The sequence below is a fragment of the Streptomyces yunnanensis genome (assembly GCF_029011865.1).
GTDB lineage: Bacteria > Actinomycetota > Actinomycetes > Streptomycetales > Streptomycetaceae > Streptomyces > Streptomyces yunnanensis.
Window position 1 is genome coordinate 5,008,806 of record NZ_CP095749.1, and the last position, 19,305, is coordinate 5,028,110.

Annotated in this window: 16 protein-coding genes; 6 read left to right on the plus strand and 10 right to left on the minus strand. The window is 71.6% G+C overall.

Going from position 1 to position 19,305, the window contains the following annotated elements; all coding sequences use genetic code 11:
* Position 1: 1 nt before the first annotated feature.
* Both MOV08_RS21770 and MOV08_RS21775 read left to right on the plus strand, forming a co-directional pair.
* Positions 2-985: an alpha-ketoacid dehydrogenase subunit beta gene (locus tag MOV08_RS21770; RefSeq protein ID WP_039634855.1), complete on the plus strand. Its 984-nt coding sequence runs from the start codon at positions 2-4 to the stop codon at positions 983-985.
* A gap of 14 nt (positions 986-999) precedes the next feature.
* Positions 1,000-2,478 carry a dihydrolipoamide acetyltransferase family protein gene (locus tag MOV08_RS21775; RefSeq protein ID WP_275308593.1) on the plus strand — a complete coding sequence of 493 codons (1,479 nt, stop codon included), beginning with the start codon at positions 1,000-1,002 and terminating at the stop codon, positions 2,476-2,478.
* A 106-nt stretch (positions 2,479-2,584) separates the two neighbouring features.
* Here the strand turns inward: MOV08_RS21775 and MOV08_RS21780 are convergent, their stop codons facing one another.
* Entirely contained in the window at positions 2,585-2,761 is a 177-nt protein-coding gene (locus MOV08_RS21780; protein WP_275308594.1) for a hypothetical protein, read from the minus strand.
* A gap of 204 nt (positions 2,762-2,965) precedes the next feature.
* Here MOV08_RS21780 and MOV08_RS21785 point away from each other — a divergent pair, with 204 nt between their 5' ends.
* The 3 genes from MOV08_RS21785 (at position 2,966) to MOV08_RS21795 (ending at position 6,024) form a co-directional block, all read left to right on the plus strand.
* Positions 2,966-3,820 carry a GNAT family N-acetyltransferase gene (locus MOV08_RS21785; RefSeq protein WP_275308595.1) on the plus strand — a complete coding sequence of 285 codons (855 nt, stop codon included), beginning with the start codon at positions 2,966-2,968 and terminating at the stop codon, positions 3,818-3,820.
* A gap of 135 nt (positions 3,821-3,955) precedes the next feature.
* On the plus strand, positions 3,956-4,648 hold the full coding sequence (locus MOV08_RS21790) for a GntR family transcriptional regulator (protein WP_039641274.1): 693 nt from the start codon (positions 3,956-3,958) through the stop codon (positions 4,646-4,648).
* A gap of 122 nt (positions 4,649-4,770) precedes the next feature.
* Positions 4,771-6,024 (plus strand): MFS transporter, encoded by a 1,254-nt coding sequence (locus MOV08_RS21795; RefSeq protein WP_039641276.1) that lies wholly within the window; start codon positions 4,771-4,773, stop codon positions 6,022-6,024.
* Positions 6,025-6,203: 179 nt separating this feature from the next.
* On the opposite strand, the gene MOV08_RS21800 is transcribed toward MOV08_RS21795, so the two are convergent.
* On the minus strand, positions 6,204-7,028 hold the full coding sequence (locus MOV08_RS21800) for a maleylpyruvate isomerase family mycothiol-dependent enzyme (protein WP_275308596.1): 825 nt from the start codon (positions 7,026-7,028) through the stop codon (positions 6,204-6,206).
* Between the two features lie 238 nt (positions 7,029-7,266).
* Positions 7,267-7,797: an LURP-one-related/scramblase family protein gene (locus MOV08_RS21805; protein WP_052286819.1), complete on the minus strand. Its 531-nt coding sequence runs from the start codon at positions 7,795-7,797 to the stop codon at positions 7,267-7,269.
* A gap of 64 nt (positions 7,798-7,861) precedes the next feature.
* Here MOV08_RS21805 and MOV08_RS21810 point away from each other — a divergent pair, with 64 nt between their 5' ends.
* Positions 7,862-9,688 carry an NHL domain-containing thioredoxin family protein gene (locus MOV08_RS21810; protein ID WP_275308597.1) on the plus strand — a complete coding sequence of 609 codons (1,827 nt, stop codon included), beginning with the start codon at positions 7,862-7,864 and terminating at the stop codon, positions 9,686-9,688.
* A 63-nt stretch (positions 9,689-9,751) separates the two neighbouring features.
* Here MOV08_RS21810 and MOV08_RS21815 read toward each other — a convergent pair whose 3' ends face one another.
* The 7 genes from MOV08_RS21815 to MOV08_RS21845 all read right to left on the minus strand — a co-directional run bounded on the left by MOV08_RS21815 (position 9,752) and on the right by MOV08_RS21845 (position 19,267).
* The gene (locus tag MOV08_RS21815; protein WP_039634861.1) at positions 9,752-10,393 is read right to left on the minus strand and encodes a DUF4232 domain-containing protein; all 642 of its coding nucleotides are present in this window, start codon (positions 10,391-10,393) and stop codon (positions 9,752-9,754) included.
* A gap of 155 nt (positions 10,394-10,548) precedes the next feature.
* Entirely contained in the window at positions 10,549-11,442 is an 894-nt protein-coding gene (locus MOV08_RS21820) for a helix-turn-helix domain-containing protein (RefSeq protein ID WP_275308598.1), read from the minus strand.
* 185 nt (positions 11,443-11,627) lie between these two features.
* Complete coding sequence (locus MOV08_RS21825) at positions 11,628-12,527, minus strand: hypothetical protein (RefSeq protein WP_275308599.1); 900 nt, start codon at positions 12,525-12,527, stop codon at positions 11,628-11,630.
* Between the two features lie 340 nt (positions 12,528-12,867).
* The gene (locus MOV08_RS21830; RefSeq protein WP_275308600.1) at positions 12,868-13,689 is read right to left on the minus strand and encodes a DUF4232 domain-containing protein; all 822 of its coding nucleotides are present in this window, start codon (positions 13,687-13,689) and stop codon (positions 12,868-12,870) included.
* Positions 13,690-13,845: 156 nt separating this feature from the next.
* A complete protein-coding gene (locus tag MOV08_RS21835) occupies positions 13,846-15,840 on the minus strand; it encodes an AfsR/SARP family transcriptional regulator (protein WP_275308601.1) in 1,995 nt (664 codons plus the stop codon).
* Between the two features lies 1 nt (position 15,841).
* Positions 15,842-17,137: a M18 family aminopeptidase gene (locus MOV08_RS21840; RefSeq protein ID WP_039634868.1), complete on the minus strand. Its 1,296-nt coding sequence runs from the start codon at positions 17,135-17,137 to the stop codon at positions 15,842-15,844.
* 303 nt (positions 17,138-17,440) lie between these two features.
* A complete protein-coding gene (locus MOV08_RS21845; RefSeq protein ID WP_275308602.1) occupies positions 17,441-19,267 on the minus strand; it encodes an acyl-CoA dehydrogenase in 1,827 nt (608 codons plus the stop codon).
* Between the last annotated feature and the right edge of the window lie 38 nt (positions 19,268-19,305).

The following is a 19,305-nucleotide window of genomic DNA, read 5'->3' on the forward strand; positions in this document are numbered from 1 at the left end:
CATGGCCGTCCACGAGAAGATCACCATCGCCAAGGCGATCAACGCGTCGCTGCGCGCCTCCATGGAGGCCGACCCCAAGGTCCTCGTGATGGGCGAGGACGTCGGCAAGCTCGGCGGCGTCTTCCGGGTCACCGACGGACTCCAGAAGGACTTCGGCGAGGACCGGGTGATCGACACCCCGCTCGCCGAGTCCGGCATCATCGGCACCGCGATCGGCCTGGCCCTGCGCGGCTACCGCCCGGTCGCCGAGATCCAGTTCGACGGCTTCGTCTTCCCCGGCTACGACCAGATCGTCACCCAGCTCGCGAAGATGCACGCGCGGGCGCTGGGCAAGGTCAAGGTCCCGGTCGTCATCCGCATCCCCTACGGCGGCGGCATCGGCGCGGTCGAGCACCACTCCGAGTCCCCCGAGTCGCTCTTCGCGCATGTCGCGGGCCTCAAGATCGTCTCTCCCTCGAACTCCTCCGACGCCTACTGGATGCTCCAGCAGGCCATCGCCGGCGACGACCCGGTCATCTACTTCGAGCCCAAGCGCCGCTACCACGACAAGTCGCGCCTGGACACCGAGTCGATCCCGGACCCGCTGCACAAGGCCCGGATCACCCGGCCCGGCTCCGACCTCACGCTGGTCGGCTACGGCCCGATGGTGAAGGTCTGCGAGGACGTCGCCAAGGTCGCCGCCGAGGAGGGCAAGTCGGTCGAGGTCGTCGACCTGCGCTCGATCTCCCCGATCGACTTCGACACCGTGCAGTCCTCGGTCGAGAAGACCGGCCGGCTGGTCGTGGTCCACGAGGCGCCGGTCTTCTTCGGCTCGGGCGCGGAGATCGCCGCCCGGATCACCGAGCGTTGCTTCTACCACCTGGAAGCACCGGTGCTGCGGGTCGGCGGCTTCCACGCCCCCTATCCGCCGTCCAGGCTGGAGGACGAGTACCTTCCGGGGCTGGACCGGGTGCTCGACGCCGTTGACCGCGCGTTGGCGTACTGAGGAGAGTCGTGACCATGACTGCAGGGACCGCCGGCGCTGCGAACACGCAGCGCATCCGCGAGTTCAAGATGCCCGACGTGGGCGAGGGCCTCACCGAGGCGGAGATCCTCAAGTGGTACGTCCAGCCCGGTGACACCGTCACCGACGGCCAGGTCGTGTGCGAGGTCGAGACCGCCAAGGCCGCCGTCGAACTGCCCATCCCCTACGACGGGGTGGTGCACGCGGTGAACTTCGACGAGGGCACCACCGTCGACGTCGGCACCGTGATCATCTCGGTCGACACCGACCCGGGTGCCGGGCCCGTCGCGGACCAGCCCGGTGCCGCCGCGGCGCCCGCCGTGACCGCGGAGGAGGACGAGGAGCCGCAGGGCCGGCAGGCGGTGCTGGTCGGCTACGGCGCCGCGCCGTCCTCGACCAAGCGTCGGGCCCGCAAGCCGCAGCCCGCGGTGCCGGCCCAGACCGAGCCGGTGAGCGTCGGCCTCCAGGCCGAGCTGAACGGGCGCTCCGCGCCGGCGCCGGTCGCCGCCCCGGTGGCCGTGCCCGCGCCGCCGGTGGTGCCCGCCGCCTCCGCGCCGGCCGCCGAGCGGCCGCTGGCCAAGCCCCCGGTCCGCAAGCTCGCCAAGGATCTGGGCATCGACCTCGCGACGGTCGCCCCGACCGGGCCGGGCGGCGTCATCACCCGTGACGACGTCTACGCGGCCGCCGCACCGACCGCGGCGGCACCGGCCGTCGCGCCCGCCGCACCCGAGGTGGGCGTCCCGGCCGCGGCTCCCGTGGTCGCCTTCGACGCCGCTCGCGAGCGGCGGGTGCCGGTCAAGGGCGTGCGCAAGGCCACCGCGCAGGCGATGGTCGCCAGTGCCTTCAACGCGCCGCACGTCACGGAGTTCATCACCGTCGACGTGACCCGGACGATGAAGCTCGTCCAGGACCTGAAGCAGGACCCGGACATGGCGGGGCTGCGGGTCAATCCGCTGCTCCTGGTCGCCAAGGCGTTCCTGGTCGCGATCAAGCGCCACCCGGAGGTCAACGCCTCCTGGGACGAGGCGAACCAGGAGATCGTCTACAAGGACTACATCAACCTCGGGATCGCCGCGGCCACCCCGCGCGGCCTGATCGTCCCGAACATCAAGGACGCGGGCGTCAAGACGCTTCCCCAGCTCGCCACGGAGCTGGGCGAGTTGGTGGCCACCGCCCGCGAGGGCAAGACCTCTCCGGCGGCGATGTCCGGCGGCACGGTCACCATCACCAACGTCGGCGTCTTCGGTGTCGACACCGGGACCCCGATCCTCAACCCGGGGGAGTCGGCGATCCTCGCCGTCGGCGCGATCAAGCTCCAGCCGTGGGTCCACAAGGGCGAGGTCAAGCCGCGCCAGGTCACCACCCTCGCGCTCTCCTTCGACCACCGTCTGATCGACGGCGAGCTGGGCTCCAAGCTGCTCGCGGACATCGCGGCGATCCTGGAGCGGCCCAAGCGGCTGATCACCTGGGGGTGAGCCGCCGGGACTGACCGTCCGGGCCGAGCCCGTGACGGCGGCAGGGGCGGTGTTTCACGTGAAAAGGTCGGTGCGTTTCACGTGGAACACCGCCCCTTGTCGTTGCTCAGCTCCGAACGAGCTCGACCACGCGGCTGAAGTGCGCCACCGGTCCGGTCGGCGCGGACGGGTCCGCCTGCGCGGCGCCACGAGTCAGTGCGGCGCCCGCCCATACGGCGGCGACGATCAGGGCCAGCACGACGGCGTTGCGGGCGCGGTGGCCGGTGTGCGTCCTGGACTGCATGGTCAACTCCCCTTGTCCGGTGGGCCGTATCGGCTCCGTACCTCTATTCACCCATGGGATTCGGGCCCGATCCGTACGCGTCAGGTACGGACTCGCATACGCCTTGAGTCGGACCGGGGATCCCCCTGGAGTCCCCCTCTCGGCAGGGGCTGGCCCCCGGAAAGGGGTTTGCCGCAGCTGCCCCGACTGTTTACGGTCGGCGAAATGAGTAGTCACACGGTCATTCGGCGCTATCGGGAAGCAGATCAGGACGCGGTGTGCGACCTGTGGTCCAGGGCGTCGCGGCAGGCGCATCCGTTCATCGAGGGGGAAGGCGAAGGAGAACGGGCGCGGGTCCTCCGCGAGGTGTATCTCGTCCAGGCGGAGAACTGGGTCGCCGAGCGGGACGGGGCCGTCGTCGGACTGCTCGGCCTGTTGGGCGGCGGCGAGGACGGCGGTGTCGAGATCGGCGGGCTGTTCGTGGCGCCCGAGGCACAGGGCGGCGGCATCGGCCGGGAACTGGTGGAGCACGCGGCGGCGCGCTACGGCGCGCTCACCCTTGAGGTCTTCGAGGAGAACGCCCGCGGGCGGCGGTTCTACGCGGGCCTGGGCTTCACCGAGCGCGGGCGGCGGATCGACGACCGGACCGGCCACCCGCTCATCACCGTGGCACGCGAGGCGCCGCTGCGCTCGGTGTCCTGGCTGCATGTCCGTGACGGGCGGCTGCTGAGCGTCCGGACGCGGGGGAACGACACCTTCTACCTCCCCGGCGGCAAGTACGAGCCGGGCGAGACCGCGCGCCAGGCGCTCGCCCGGGAGCTCTCCGAGGAACTCGGCCTGCGCATTCCCGCCGAGGACCTGTCGGAGGCGTTCGTCGTCCATGACGTCGCACACGGCAAGAACGGCCGGCGGCTGCACATGACCTGCTTCACCGGCGGCCCCCAGGACATCGAACCGGCTCCCGGCCGGGAGATCGCCGAGTACGCGTGGTTCGACCGCGAGGAGTCCTTCGTGCGCTGTGCGCCGGCCCACCGCCAGGTGGTGGACCGTCTGGTCGCGCAGGGGCGGATGACGGCCTGAGCCCGCGTCGGCCGGCGCCCCGGCAGGGGTACCGGCCAGCCCTCATAACGCCTCTACCAGGACAAACACCCCGTTGATCGTCCGCATCGCGGAATGACTTACCGGACGCATACCTGTTGTATCTATCCTGTGCACATGCCATCAGCGTCCACCTCCACCGCCCCCACAAGGGAGACCGGTCCCGTTCCCACGAAGCAGCCGCCCGCCGCCGAGCGGGTCTACACCCACATCAAGGACGCCGTCCTGGAACGCCGCTACGAGGGCGGGATGCTGCTCACCGAAGGCGAGCTCGCCGACGCGGTGGGGGTCTCGCGCACCCCGGTCCGCGAGGCACTGCTGCGGCTGGAGGTCGAAGGGCTGATCAAGCTCTACCCGAAGAAGGGCGCGCTGGTCCTGCCGGTCTCCGCGCAGGAGATCGCCGACGTCGTCGAGACCCGGCTGCTGGTGGAGAAGCACGCGGCGGCCAAGGCCGTGCCCGCCGGCGAGGCACTGATCAACGAGCTGAGCGAACTGGTGGAGACCATGCGGGAGCAGGCCGCGGCGGGCGACCTGGCCGCCGTGTCGGTCACCGACCGCGCCTTCCACGCCGCCATCGTGCGCAGCGCCGGCAACCAGATCCTGGACCGGCTCTACGAGCAACTGCGCGACCGGCAACTGCGGATGGGCGTCGCGGTGATGCACGCCCACCCCGACCGGATCGCCAAGAACATCGCCGAGCACACCGAAATCCTCGAGGCGCTGCGGGCCGGTGACGCCGAGGCCGCCACCGACGCCGTACACCGGCACGTCAGCTGGGTCCGCCACCTCGCGCAGGGGGACCAGCGATGAGCAGCAGTGCCGACGGCATCGCCGGAAGCGGCGGTTCCACCGGAGGGGGCATAGGTGGCGGCGGCATAGTCGGGGGTGGCGCCCGGCTGCTGCCCTCGGATCCGCCCGGCGGCCGGAAGGCCATAGCCGTCTGGGGCATCGGTGTCGCGGTCTACTTCGTCGCGATCACCTACCGCACCAGCCTCGGCGTGGCCGGCCTGGACGCCGCCCACCGCTTCCACATCAACGCGTCCGCGCTCTCCACCTTCTCGATCCTCCAACTGCTGGTGTACGCCGGGATGCAGATACCCGTCGGCCTGCTGGTCGACCGGCTGGGCGCGAAGAAGGTCCTGGCCCTCGGCGTGGTCCTCTACACCGCCGGCCAGTTCGGCTTCGCGTTCTCGGACGCGTACGGCATGGCACTCGGCTCGCGGGCGCTGCTGGGCTGCGGTGACGCGATGACCTTCATCAGCGTGCTGCGGCTGGGTGCCCGGTGGTTCCCGGCCCGCCGCGGGCCGATGATCGCCCAGATCGCGGCCCTGGTCGGGATGGCGGGCAACCTGATCTCCACGCTCGTGCTGGCCCGGCTGCTGCACACCTTCGGGTGGACGACGACCTTCGCCGGCAGTGCCCTGGGCGGCATCGCCGTGCTGGTCCTGCTGCTGCTCTTCCTCAAGGACCACCCCGAGGGTTTCGCCCCGCCGCCCACGCCCCGCGAGCACAGCGGCGCGACGTTCGTCCGCCGGCAGATCGCGAACGCCTGGCGCGAGCCCGGCACCCGGCTGGGCATGTGGGTGCACTTCACCACCCAGTTCCCGGCGATGGTCTTCCTGCTGCTGTGGGGACTGCCGTTCCTCGTGGAGGCACAGGGCCTCTCCCGCGGTACGGCCGGCGAACTGCTGACCCTCGTCGTGCTCTCGAACATGGCCGTGGGCCTGGTCTACGGGCAGATCATCGCCCGCCATCACGCGGCCCGCCTGCCGCTGGCGCTGGGCACCGTCGCGGCCACCGCGCTGCTGTGGGCGCTCACCTTGTGCTGGCCCACCACACACGCCCCGATGGGCCTGTTGGTCATGCTCTGTGTGGTGCTGGGTGCCTGCGGCCCCGCTTCGATGATCGGCTTCGACTTCGCGCGGCCGGCCAATCCGCCGGAGCGTCAGGGCACCGCGTCCGGCATCGTCAACATGGGCGGCTTCACCGCCTCGATGACCACCCTGCTCGCCGTCGGCATCCTGCTCGACGCCACCGGAGACAACTACCGGATCGCGTTCGCCTCGGTCTTCGTGCTGGAGGCGCTCGGTGTCACGCAGATCCTCCGGCTGCGCAGCCGTGCGGCCCGGCGTGAGCGGGAACGTCTGGTCGTCAGCAGGGTCGAGGCCGTCCACGTCCCGGCCTGACGCGGCCGAGGCCGGTGTGCAGCCGCGGCAACCGTTTCACGTGAAACCAAGGAGATCGTTTCACGTGAAACGGGTAACTCCCTGCGCACCGTCCGGCCGACGGGCAGTGGTTCGGGCCGGCTGAGGACCGCGTCCCGTCAGCGCCGCCGGTTGCCCGTCGGCTGTCGTCGCGGGCTCCGTTACGGCGTCACCGCGAGGTTGTCGAGGATGGCCTGGGCCAGCTCCTGGTCACCGTCGATCTTGACCTGCTCGGCGACCGTCGACGGACGGACCCGGCCGCAGGCCAGCTGGTGGAAGGTGTCCCAGTCCATCGCCAGCGTCACCGTCGGGCCCAGCGAGACGCTGCCGTCGACGGTCGCCTTTCCCTCGGCGTCGACCCGGACGGTGCGCATGAACTCCACCGGACCGCTGATGTCGAAGACCACCGTCGAACTGGCCGGCGCCTTGGCCCGGTTGGTGACGATGCCGGGCAGGACCCGCACCAGCAGATCGCGGGCCACCAGCGCACCAGGGGAGTCGAGGTTGCCGGGCTGCCCGAGCGTGCGGCGCAGGTCCTGTTCGTGCGCCCAGACGTCGAACGCCCGCTGCTCCAGGATGAATTCGAGTGTGCGGTCCTCGCCGAGCGGGCTGCGCACCACGGTGTCCGGCTGGCGGGTCTCGTTCCGCAGCTGCCGGGAGCGCCGGAGGACGGTGTATTCGAGCTCGCTGAGCATCTCCGGTGCGGTGTGGTGTCGACGGACGTCGACCTGGACCTCCATCCGGCGGGCCGACTCGCTGCGCACGTGGTAGAGGTCGCGGGGCAGCGTGTGGATCGGCCGGGGGTCGCCCAACATCTCGCATTCCAGGCCGATGACGTGGGAGACGATGTCGCGCACGGACCAGCCTGGGAGGTCCGTCGCCCTGTTCCACTCCCCCTCGACGAGCGGCGTCACCAGCTCGGTTATCGCTTCTATGGAGTGCGTCCAGGCATCGATGGAGGACTGAAGGCTGGGATGGACGGTCACGGGACCCCTCGAACGGTTCGTACGCGGGCTGCTGTCTGGCAGTTAAGTTACGCTGCGCACGGGCACCCCGGCAGTGCTTTCGGGTGACCATCGTAGGCGGATGTTCGACGGCCGGGCCGGTCGAAAGCGTTGCCGGTGGTACTGTGCGCGATTCGCCTCCCCGGATTGGTACGGAGTCGGCGAAACCGGTCAACCGGCGCCCGATTCAGGGGGTTTGACCGGTACGCCTGGCACCTCCTCAGTCGTCCTCGCGCTCCCGCTCCGCCATCCTGATCACCGAGACCGCGACGGCGATCAGCAGCGCCGGGTCCGCGTCCTCCCGCACGACGTTGACCGCGTAGGTTTCGCGCATGGTCAGCCAGCGCCGCGAGATCTCGGCGAGCAACTCGCCGTCGTACTCGACCGCGAACTCCCGGTCCAGGATCTTGCCGCTGACGTCCAGCTCGGTGCCGTCGACCAGCTCGACGCGGTAGTGGTGGCGCAGCAGCGACAGCCGCTTGCGCTTGATCGTCGCCAGCGGCTGGTCGTCCCGCTCGATGGTCATCGCATCGCGCAGGCTGAACATCTTCTTGCGGATGGTGATCAGCACCCGCCGCTCGGTGTCCTTGAGCTCGAAGGTCTCCCGCAGGCGGAGCGCCTTCCCGTCCACGAGGAAGGCGTGCCGTCCGTGATCGTCGTCGACCCAGTAGTCCTCGCCGATGCCGAAGATCCGGTCGTGCACGACGTACTTGCGGGAGCGCGGGAAGTGCCCCCCGTGGGATTGCAGCATGGGTGACGTGTTCCCCCTGCCCCCTGCGGAATGCGTGCGCACCGGAGTGACGTTGAATGTCCACATGGCTTCACGTGCGCGCGTCCGGGCCCCCGAGCTGATCGGCAAGGGCGGCTGGCTCAACACCGGCGGAACTGACCTCGCCCTCTCTGACCTGCGAGGACGCATTGTCATCCTCGACTTCTGGACGTTCTGTTGCGTGAACTGCCTGCACGTCCTGGACGAGCTGCGGGAGCTGGAGGAGCGGCACCGCGACTCGGTCGTGATCATCGGCGTGCACTCCCCGAAGTTCGTCCATGAGGCCGAGCACCAGGCCGTGGTGGACGCCGTCGAGCGGTATGGCGTCGAGCACCCCGTCCTCGACGACCCCGAGCTGGCGACCTGGAAGCAGTACGCGGTGCGGGCCTGGCCGACGCTGGTGGTGATCGACCCCGAGGGCTACGTCGTGGCCCAGCACGCGGGCGAGGGCCATGCGCACGCCATCGAGAAGCTCGTCGAGGAGCTGATCGCCGAGCACACCGAGAAGGGCACGCTGCGGCGCGGCGACGGGCCGTACGTACCGCCGGAGCCGGTCGCCACCGACCTCCGCTTCCCCGGCAAGGCGGTGCGGCTGCCCGGCGGCACCTTCCTGGTCTCCGACACCACCCGGCACCAGCTGGTGGAGCTGGCGGCCGACGGCGAGCAGGTGGTGCGCCGGATCGGGACCGGCGAGCGCGGGCTGAGCCCGGACTCCTTCAACGAGCCGCAGGGGCTGGCGCTGCTGCCGGATGGCACGGTCGCCGTCGCGGACACCGTCAACCACGCCATCCGGGTCTTTGACCCCGCGACCGGCGCCCTGGAGACCGTGGCCGGCACCGGCAAGCAGTGGTGGCAGGGCTCGCCGACCTCGGGCCCGGCGCGCGAGGTGGACCTCTCCTCGCCCTGGGACCTCGCCTGGTGGCAGGACCGGCTGTGGATCGCGATGGCCGGGGTGCACCAGATCTGGACCTACGACCCGGCCGACGGCACGGTGGCGGTGGCGGCCGGCACCACCAACGAGGGACTGGTGGACGGCCCCGCCGCCGAGGCGTGGTTCGCCCAGCCCTCCGGGCTCGCGGCGGCCGGCGACCGGCTGTGGATCGCCGACTCGGAGACCAGCGCGGTGCGCTGGATCGAGCGCGCCGCGCACGACGACCCGGCCGCCCCGGGTGACGGCTACGTCGTCCGCACGGCCGTCGGCTCCGGGCTCTTCGACTTCGGGCACCGCGACGGCGCGGCCGAGCAGGCCCTGCTCCAGCACCCGCTGGGGGTGACCGCGCTGCCCGACGGCTCGGTAGCCGTCGCGGACACCTACAACCACGCGCTGCGCCGCTACGACCCGGCGAGCGGCGAGGTCACCACGCTCGCGACGGATCTGCGGGAACCCTCCGCGGCGGTCCTCGTCGACGACGACATCGTGGTGGTGGAGTCCGCGCGCCACCGGCTGACCCGGCTCCGGCTCCCCGAGGAGGCGGTCCGCGTGGAGTCGGTGGCGCACCGCACCCAGCGCGCCGCCACCGACGTCGCCGCCGGCACGCTTCGCCTGGACGTGGTCTTCCAGGCCCCGGCCGGCCAGAAGCTCGACACCCGCTACGGTCCCTCGACGCGGCTGCTGGTCAGCGCCACGCCGCCGGAGCTGCTCGCCGACGGGTCGGGCGCGGGTACGGATCTGGTGCGGGACCTGGTCCTCGCGGACGGCGTGACCGAGGGCGTGCTGCACGTCTCGGCGATGGCCGCGTCCTGCGACGACGCCCCGGACATCGAGTACCCGGCCTGCCATGTGCACCAGCAGGACTGGGGCGTTCCGGTCCGGATCACCGAGGACGGCGCGGCCCGCCTGGGGCTGGTGCTGGCGGGGCTGGACGCGGAATAGCCCCGGCCAAGGCCGGGCCAGGGCTACCGGTGGGGAGTGCGGGAGGCCGGTGCGCGGGGTCCGTTACCCGACGCCGGCTTCCAGCTTGGCGGCGGAAAGGCTGCTGTACCAGTTGGTGACCTTGCTCTGGCCGACGGAGATCGTGGTGCGCTTCTCCGCGAAGTCGTACGTCACGGGCGACTCGGTGGTCCGGGAACCCTCGGACCGGCCCATGAACTGGACGGCCACGTTCTTCTGCGTGGTGCCCAGCGCCGCGGGCGTGGTGGTCGGGATGACCGCGTAGGCGGTGTTGTGCGGGCGGAGGGTGACGAGGTGACCCGAGTCCGGCTTCACCATCGGCAGCGGCGTCTTCGCCTGGTTGAAGGAGAGCAGCGGCGCGTTGTACAGCGTGCAGCTCAGCGTGCTGGAGGAGTTCTGGTACCGCACGGTCACGTAGCCCTTGGGCCTCGCCTGCTGGCTGAACTGGAGCCGGGCCGTGGTGAGGTTGCAGTTCGACACGTGCCGGCCGGCCACCGCGCCGGCGCCCGCACCCGCCGCCGCCCCGCCGATGATCTTGCGCTTCTTGCTCTTGGAGGACGAGGACGACGAGCTCTTCTTCGACTTCGAGGAGGTGCTGTTGCAACCGGTCAGGGCGAGCGAGCCGGCCAGGCCGAGAGCCAGCGCGGCGTACGCGGCGGAGCGGCGGCGGGTGCGGCGTGCGGTCATGGAAGGTTCCCCCAGAGAGGTACTGCGGACAGCAAGGCGGCTATGTCATGGCACGGGCCACCATAGCGACTGCCGTTTTCACGGCCGGGACGGGTTTGTCCCGCGCGGCCCTGCGCTCGTCTTTCCCCGGCGCGTACGGCTAAACCCGGTCCCCGTCAGTTCCGGCAGCGGGGCAGCTCGTCGTCGAGCTGGTCCGGCCGGACGCGGATGCCGGGCATCCAGGCCGGACCGCCGTCGTGGTCGACTCGGAACCAGATGCTGCTGTGCCCGCCGGCCTCGTCGGTGACGGTGATCCCGTCGGCGATCTTGCACACGGCGCGCAGCACCTCGCCGTGCCAGACGTGCCCCACGACGTTGCGCCGCTCATACGGCGCATAGGGGTCGTGTGCCAGGCCGAGCGCGCAGTAGTCGGTGTGGCTGTGCTGGCAGGCCCGTTCGACGTTGTTCACGGTGATCCGGGCGGATCCGGCGGTCGGTCCCGGGGCCGAGGCGGCCGGCTCCCGGCCGTCGCCCCCGGCACCCCGGCTGCCGGCGTCCGCGCCGGTCAGAGCCGGGACGGCGAACGCGGCGCCGGCGAGCACGGCGGCGGTGCCGAGCCCGGCGAGCACCAGGCGCAGCAGCCGGCGCCGCCCGGACGGGGTGTCCGCGGGTTCCGCGTCCTGCGGTCCCGCCGGCTCCTCGGCGCCCGGTCCGGTCCCGGTGTGCGGCTCCGCGGTGGCCGCCGGTGCCTCGTCCGCCGCCTCCTGGGCGCGGTGCAGCAGCTCCACCAGCGCGGGCAGCCGGTCCTCGCCGGTGAACGAGAGCTTGCACCACTGCACCAGCAGCCGTTCGTCGGGCAGGCTCTGCCCGCGGAGGTACCGCGAGAGGGACGAGCGGCTGGCCGGCAGCCGTCCCGCCAACTGCTGGAGGCTGTATCCCAGTTCGCCGTGCATACGGCGCAAGGCGGCGACGAAGTCCCGTGCGGGACCGGAGAGTTCCGCGGGGAGTGGGGCGAGGGGTTTGCGGCGGATGTTCGTGGCGTGGTTCTCATGGCCAGGCACGTCTCGCATTCCAGCACAGTGGACATGCGCGTGCGAGGGGCACTTCCGCTCCCCTGTGACGGAAGTGCCCCTCGTTACGTGATCCGGAACGAACACGGACCGTTCGGTGACGTTTCACGTGAAACAGCGCGCCGCGGCTCCGTGAGGGTGGTGCCGGATCCGTCGGACGTACCGAGTCCGCTCGCCGGCGTCGTTCAGTCGCCGAACGGCACGGGCCGGTAGGGAGTGAACTCGGCGTCGCCGCCCGGCAGGCCGTAGGTCAGGCTCCGGTGGTCGGTGCCGTGACCGCCCCGCTGCTCGAAGGCGGTGTACGAGGAGTGCGCGGCGTCGTTCCACTTCTCGAAGATGACGACGTGCCGGTTGTTGTTGTCGCCCGTCGCGTCGATGAGCAGGTCGCCGCCCCGCAACGCGCCGAGCGCTATGGGTCGGGTGAGGCCGCGGTCGGAGGCCAGGCCCACGGTGTTGGTGCCCGGCGTCGGCAGCCCGAGGGCCATCGACACATAGCCGGAGCAGTCCTGCCGGTAGCCGTCCTTCCAGACCTTGGCCTGGCTGTACGGGACCTGCGCGCCGTTGTCGGCGGTCAGCCAGGTGGCGGCGCGCGCCAGCATCTCCTGGCGCGAACTGCCCGGCTGCTGCGGCGGCTGACCGCCGTGGACGGGTATGTCCGGCAGCCGGTCCTGCGGTATGGCCACCGCGACCACGGTGAGGAAGCCCTTCACCGGACCGGTGAGGTGGGCCATGAAGGTCGAGCAGGCGCTGCCCTCGCACACCCGGTGGCCCGTGTCGACCTGGTAGTCGGCGGTGATCCGGTCCCGGCCCGGCCCGGAGGTGTTGATCACCCCCACGGCGGGGGAGCGCGTGTCGGCGCCGGCGTGCACCACCCAACGGGTGCCCCAGGTGGGGAAGTCGGCGCGGGCGGTCCGCTGTGCGTCGCTCGCGGCACCGTGCGCGACCCCGGCGACCCCGGTGATGCCGAGACCGGCCGCGGCGGCCGCGGGAAGCACCCGGCGCAGCAGGGCCCGACGGAGTGCGGATCCCGCGCCCTCCACGGGGGTTGTGCCGTCCCCCGGCTGCGTGGTGCCGTGTTCAGCCATGTGTGCCCCTCCGCGTCATCGGTCCGTGCCGTTCGCCTGATCGGTTCGCGGCGACGGGGACCATGCTGGGGCGGGACGCGGACGACGAACGGTCGATCCCCGTCCCGTGGGACGCACCTTCCCTGTCGTAAGGCTGTGACCTGCGAGGACGCGCCGGTGGGCGGGGGTTTTCGGGACGCCGTCGAGGGCGTGCTGGGACATGACGGGACAGCCGCGGGCGGCCCGGGGCCGCGCGTCGCCGACCTCCCCGGGGAGGCGGCGCGGAGAAAGGGCGCCCGCCGGGGGATTCGCGGGCGCCCTGCTTTGGGGGCGGCGGAGTGCCTTCGGGCGAGGGCCCGGATTACCAGGAGGCCGCCGTGTTCGGGTCCGTCTGCCAGTACGACACCCGCGCGTTGTCGTCGATGTACGCCGAGCCGCCGGGCAGTGCCACCTTCGCCGAGCCGCCGACGCTCCCGTTGCCGTCCCGGCCGGAGAGGCTGACGGACAGCGAGGTCGCGTTGATGCCGTTGCTGCCGCCGTCGGCCCCGGACAGCAGCACGCTGGCGTAGCCGGACTCCCCCGGAGCCAGCGTGACCACCGCCTGCGGCTTGCTGTCCGGCATGTCGGCCACCGCCGCCTGGGCGTTGTCGAACTGCAGGTAGGGGTAGGCGTAGAGGTCGCAGGTGGCGCCCGAGGTGTTGGTGGCCTGCAGCATCAGATGGTTGATCGGGCGGGTCAGCGGCTTCGCCACGATACGGATCTTCGCCGCGTCGCAGGCGGTCCGCCGGGTACCGGAGCCCGTGCCCCCGCCGTTGGCGGACGGGCCCGCACCGCCCGAGGAGCCGTGCTTCCCGGCGCTGGCCGTGCTGTCCGTGACGGTGGTGCCGCCCTTGCTGTTCTTGCCGTCCTTGTCGCCCTTGCTGTCCTTACTGCCGTTCCCCGTGGGCGCGTTGCTGTCCTGTTTGCCCTGCCCGCTCTGTCCGCCGTCGGCAGCCGGGTCCTTGGAGTCCTGCGGGGCCGGGTTGAACGGCTTGGCGTCGCTGGTCTTGAGCGGGTTGTCCTGACCGCCGCAGGCGGTGAGGGTGAGCGCGGCGACGGCGGTCAGCCCGGCCGCGGCGATCCGCAGCGTACGGCGCCGGGCCGTGCGGGAGAGACGGGCGGCGGTGGCGTCGGTGCGTGGCATGTCCGGTCTCCCCCGGTCGACGGGCGCTGTGCTGCGCTCAGTGGCGTGGCCGGGCGTGGTCGGCGCCCGGCCCGGTCGGTCCTGCGGTCTGACCACAAGATTGCCGACCGCCGCTGCCGTGCCACTAACGCCTGCCTAACGTCCGCCCCGCGCCGCTCAGCGGGGCGTGCCACCAGGGCGTCCGCCCTGCCCCCCGGGCTCCGTTCCGTCGCCGCTCTCCCGCCCCCGCTCGCCGTCCCCGCCCTCGTCCCGGGCGAACAGCTGGGTCAGGGTGCTGATCGTGTAGACGTCGGTGGCCTCTTCGTCCACCAGGTGCATCTCCGCGAGCCGCTCCAGGCCGTCCTGGGTGCGCTCCTGGTCGGACCCGGCGAGCGCCGCCGCAGCGGAGGCGTTGAGATGCCCGTCGGGGCTGTTCGCCAGCGCCCGGAGCAGCCGCGCGTCGTCCGCGGACAGCCGGGCGACGGACATCCGCAGCGCCGCCGCGATCCCGGTGTCCTCCGCCGACAGCAGTGCCAGCCGCCGCCGCTCGTCGCGCAGCGCCGAGGCCAGCCTGGCCAGCCGCCAGCGCGGCCGGGCGGTCAGTTGCGCCGCCGCAGCCCGCAGCGCCAGCGGCAGCCCGTCGCACAGATCCACCAGCTCCCGGGCCGCGGCAGGGTCCTCCGCGACCCGCACCGACCCGAGCATGGCACCGAGCAGCGCTGCGCCCTCCTCGTGTCCGAGGGCCTGGAGGCCCACCGGCCAGGCGCAGTCCGTGGCCACCAGCCCGTCGAGCCGGCTGCGGCTGGTGACGACCGTGGCGCAGTGCGGACCGCCGGGCAGCAGCGGTCGGACCTGAGCCGAACTCCGCGCGTTGTCCAGGACGACCAGCAGCCGGCGTTCGGCCACCAGCGAGCGGAACAGCGCCGAGGCGGCCTGCGCGGAGCCGGGCACCCGCTCCGGACGGGTGCCGAGCGCCAGGAGGAAGTCGCGCAGGATCTCGGCCGGCGCGGCCTCGTCGCCCTCGCCGAAGCCGCGCAGATCGGCGAAGAGCTGCCCGTCGGGGAAGGCCCCGGCGTGCAGATGCGCCCACTGCACGGCACACGCGGTCTTGCCGACACCGGCCGGGCCCGCGACCACGGCCAGCGGGCTCTCCCCGGTCGTACGGTCCGCCAACGCTTCCGTCAGGGCCTGGAGTTGGTGCTCCCGGCCCAGGAAGCGCGCGGGCGGCCGGGGAAGCAGCCGGGGCGCCGCACCGGCCCTGTCCCGACCGGTCTCCGCCCCGGCCGGCGTGACCGTCCCGCCGGCCGCGCCGCTGCTCCCGCCTTCGGGCGACGGTGCGGCGCCGTCAGGTTTCACGTGAAACGCGCGCCCCTCGGTCGACGCGTCCTTGGCTCCGCGCGCCGGCTCCGTGGCCTTCCGCCCCCTGTCCGTGGCCTCCGCCCGCAGGATCTCCTCGTACGCCGCGCGCAGCCGCTCACCCGGATCGACCCCCAGCTCCTCGCTGAGCAGCCGCCGGGTGCGGTGGTACCACTCCAGTGCGTCGGACTGCCGCCCCGTCCGGAACAGCGCCCGCATCAGCGCGGCGATCAGCCCTTCCCGCAACGGGTGGTTGACGGCCGCGGAGTACAGCAGGGCCGCGGCCTGTTCCTGCTCGCCGAGCACGCCGTACGCCCGGGCCAGGGCCTCGACGGCGGACAGCCTGCGCTCCTCCAGGGCGTGCGCGGCGGCGGCGAAGGGCGGGCTGGTGACCGTGCCGGTCAGTGCCGGCCCGCGCCACAGCCCCAGCGCCTCGCGCAGCAGCGGCACGGCATCGGCCGGCGCGGCCTCCGGGCGGGCCAACGCGACCAGCTCACCGAAGCGGTGAGCGTCGATCAGCTCCTCCGGCAGCCGCAGCAGATAGGCCGAGCCGTGCGTGGCCAGCTCGATGCCGTACGCCTCGGCTCCGCCCGCGGCCAGCGTGGCACGCAGCCGTGAGACATGCCCCTGCACGACCGTACGGGCGTGCTCGGGTGGTTCGTCCTCCCACAGGGAGTCGATCAACTGCTCCAGTGGGACGGTGGTGTTGGGCTGCAGAAGCAGCAGTGCCAGCACACTGCGCCGTTTGGCGGGCCCGAGCGACAGCTCCTCGGAGCCGCTTGTCACGGAGATCGGGCCGAGCAGCGAGAATTCCAACTCAGCTCTCCAGGAATGCCGTGAGGGCGTTCGCCAGCAGGTACGGGTCCTGGGCGCCGCACAGTTCGCGGGCCGAGTGCATCGACAGGATCGCGACACCGATGTCGACGGTCTGGATGCCGTGCCGGGCGGCGGTGATCGGGCCGATCGTGGTGCCGCACGGCATCGAGTTGTGTGACACGAAGGACTGCCAGGGCACACCGGCCCGCTCGCAGGCCGCGGCGAACACCGCCCGCCCGCTACCGTCGGTCGCGTACCGCTGGTTGACGTTCACCTTGAGGATCGGTCCGCCGTTGGGCATCGGGTGGTGCCCCGGCTCGTGCCGGTCGCCGTAGTTGGGGTGTACGGCGTGCCCGGTGTCCGACGACAGGCAGACGGTGCCGGCGAAGGCCCGGGCCCGGTCCTCGTACCCGCCGCCGCGGGCGAAGACCGAACGCTCCAGCACCGTGCCGAGCAGCGGGCCGTCCGCGCCGGTGTCCGACTGGCTGCCGTTCTCCTCGTGGTCGAAGGCGGCCAGGACCGGGATGCCGGACAGCCGGCCGCCGTCGGTTGCCGCCGCGGCGAGCGCCGCCGTACCGGCGTGCACGGACAGCAGGTTGTCCATCCGCGGCCCGGCGACCAGTTCGCGGTCGCGCCCGAGGTAGGCGGGTGGTTCCACGCTGTGCACCATCAGGTCCCAGCCCTTGATGTCACCGGCCGGGACCCCGATCTCGTCCGCCACGAACGCGATCAGATCGCCCTCGGCGACCTCGCCCAGTCCCCAGATCGGCGTCATATGGCGCTGCTTGTCGAGCTTGAGGCCCTCGGTGTTCACCGATCGGTCCAGGTGCACGGCCAACTGCGGCACTCGCAGCAGCGGCCGGTCCACGTTGACGAGCCGGTTGCTGCCGTCGCTCAGGGTCACCCGGCCGCTGAGCCCCAGATCGCGGTCGAGCCAGGTGTTGAGCAGCGTCCCGCCGTAGATCTCGACGGCGATCTGCCGCCAACCGCGGGCGCCGGTGTCCGGGATCGGCTTGACGCGGAGGTTGGGGGAGTCGGTGTGCGCGCCGACGATGCGGAACGGGGTTGCGGCGCTCGCGCCCTCGGGCACGTACCAGGCGATGATCGCGCCGCCGCGCAGCACGTACTTCCCGCCGCTCCGGCCGTCCCATGCGTCGGTCTCCGCCACCTGCCGGAAGCCGGCCTTCTCCAGCCGTTCCGCCGCGTTCGCCACCGCGTGGTACGGCGAGGGGCTGGCGGCGAGGAAGGACATCAGGTCGTCGGTGTGGCCGCGGTCGAAGCGGGCGGAGTTGGTCATGGATTCAGCATAAGGAGCCAACTCCGCTCTACCGTGTGCCCCTAGGCCGCGACTCCATTGCCTTCCGGCCACGATTTTCCCATTCCAGAGCGGATGCGCCGTTGGAGCGCCCGATTCCGGTCCCACTCGGCCGCACGGGCACCGGTGGGCTCGTCCGCACCATCCGTCCCGGCATGACGATGCCCGCCTCCCCGGGGGAAGAAGAGGCGGGCACCATCAGTGTCGGCAGTGATTCTGAGAGGTTTGTGAGAACCCCGTGACGGTCCGGGAACAGCTCCCGGACCGTCAGGGCTCAACAGAGGCTCAGAACGCGGCCTCGTCGAGCTCCATCAGGGACTGGTCGATGGAGTCGGCCAGCGTGCGCTGGAGCGCCACGCCGGGCAGGACGTTGTGCGCGAAGAACTTCGCGGCAGCGATCTTGCCCTCGTAGAACGGCTTGTCCTTCGACGACGCACCGGCCAGCTTCTCGGCGGCCACCGCGGCGCCCTTGAGGAGCAGGTAGCCGACGACGACGTCACCGGAGGCCATCAGCAGGCGGGTGGTGTTCAGGCCGACCTTGTAGATGGACTTGACGTCCTTCTCCGTGGCGGCGAGGTCGGTCAGCATGGCGCCGACGATGCCCTCCAGGGCCTCGGCGGCCTTGGCCAGCTCGCCGCGGGCCTGCTCCAGCTCGGCGCCGCCCTCGGCGTCGGCCAGGAACGCCTTGATCGTCTCCGCCAGCTGGGTCAGGGCGGCGCCCTGGTTGCGGACGATCTTCCGGAAGAAGAAGTCCTGCCCCTGGATGGCGGTGGTGCCCTCGTAGAGGGTGTCGATCTTGGAGTCCCGGATGTACTGCTCGATCGGGTACTCCTGGAGGTAGCCGGAGCCACCGAAGGTCTGCAGCGACTGGGCCAGCTGCTCGTAGGACCGCTCCGAGCCGTAGCCCTTGACGATCGGCAGCAGCAGGTCGTTCAGCGCGTGCGTGGCGGACGCGTCCTCGCCGGCGGCTTCCTTGATCAGGATCTCGTCCTGGACGGTGGCGGTGTACAGCACCAGGGCGCGCATGCCCTCGGCGTACGCCTTCTGCGTCATCAGCGAGCGGCGCACGTCCGGGTGGTGGGTGATCGTGACGCGCGGGGCGGACTTGTCGGTGAACGCCGCCAGGTCCGCGCCCTGCACGCGCTCCTTGGCGTACTCCAGGGCGTTGAGGTAGCCGGTGGAGAGGGTCGCTATCGCCTTGGTGCCGACCATCATCCGGGCGAACTCGATGATCCGGAACATCTGGCGGATGCCGTCGTGCTTCTCGCCGATCAGCCAGCCCTTGGCGGGGTGGCGGTCGCCGAAGGTCATCTCGCAGGTGTTGGACGCCTTCAGGCCCATCTTGTGCTCGACGTTGGTGGCGTAGACGCCGTTGCGCTCGCCCAGCTCGCCGGTCTCGAAGTCGAACTCGTACTTCGGCACGAGGAAGAGGGAGAGGCCCTTGGTGCCGGGGCCGTGGCCCTCGGGGCGGGCGAGGACGTAGTGGAGGATGTTCTCCGCCATGTCGTGCTCACCGGAGGTGATGAAGCGCTTCACGCCCTCGATGTGCCAGGAGCCGTCCTCCTGCTTGACCGCCTTGGTGCGGCCGGCGCCGACGTCCGAGCCGGCGTCGGGCTCGGTCAGCACCATGGTGGAGCCCCAGCCCTTCTCCGTGGCGACCTTGGCGATGTGCTTCTGCTGCTCGGTGCCCTCCTCGAAGAGCACGCCCGCGAAGGCCGGACCGGAGGCGTACATCCACACGGCGGGGTTCGAGCCCAGGATGGACTCGGCGAAGGCCCACAGCAGGGAACGCGGCGTCGTGGTGCCGCCGATCTCCTCCGGGATTCCCAGGCGCCACCACTCGGCGTCCATGTACGCCTGGTAGCTCTTCTTGAAGGTGTCCGGCACCGGCGCGGTGTTGGTGTCCGGGTCGAAGACCGGGGGGTTCCGGTCGGCGTCGGCGTACGAATCGGCCAGCTCGTTCTCCGAGAGTCGGGCGATCTCGGACAGCACGCTCTTGGCGGTGTCGACGTCCATCTCCGCGAACGGTCCGGTGCCGTACACGCTGTCACGGCCGAACACCTCGAAGAGGTTGAACTCGATGTCGCGGAGATTCGACTTGTAGTGCCCCATGGGTACGGCTCCGTAAGGGTTCGGGAGGGCCTCTGTAC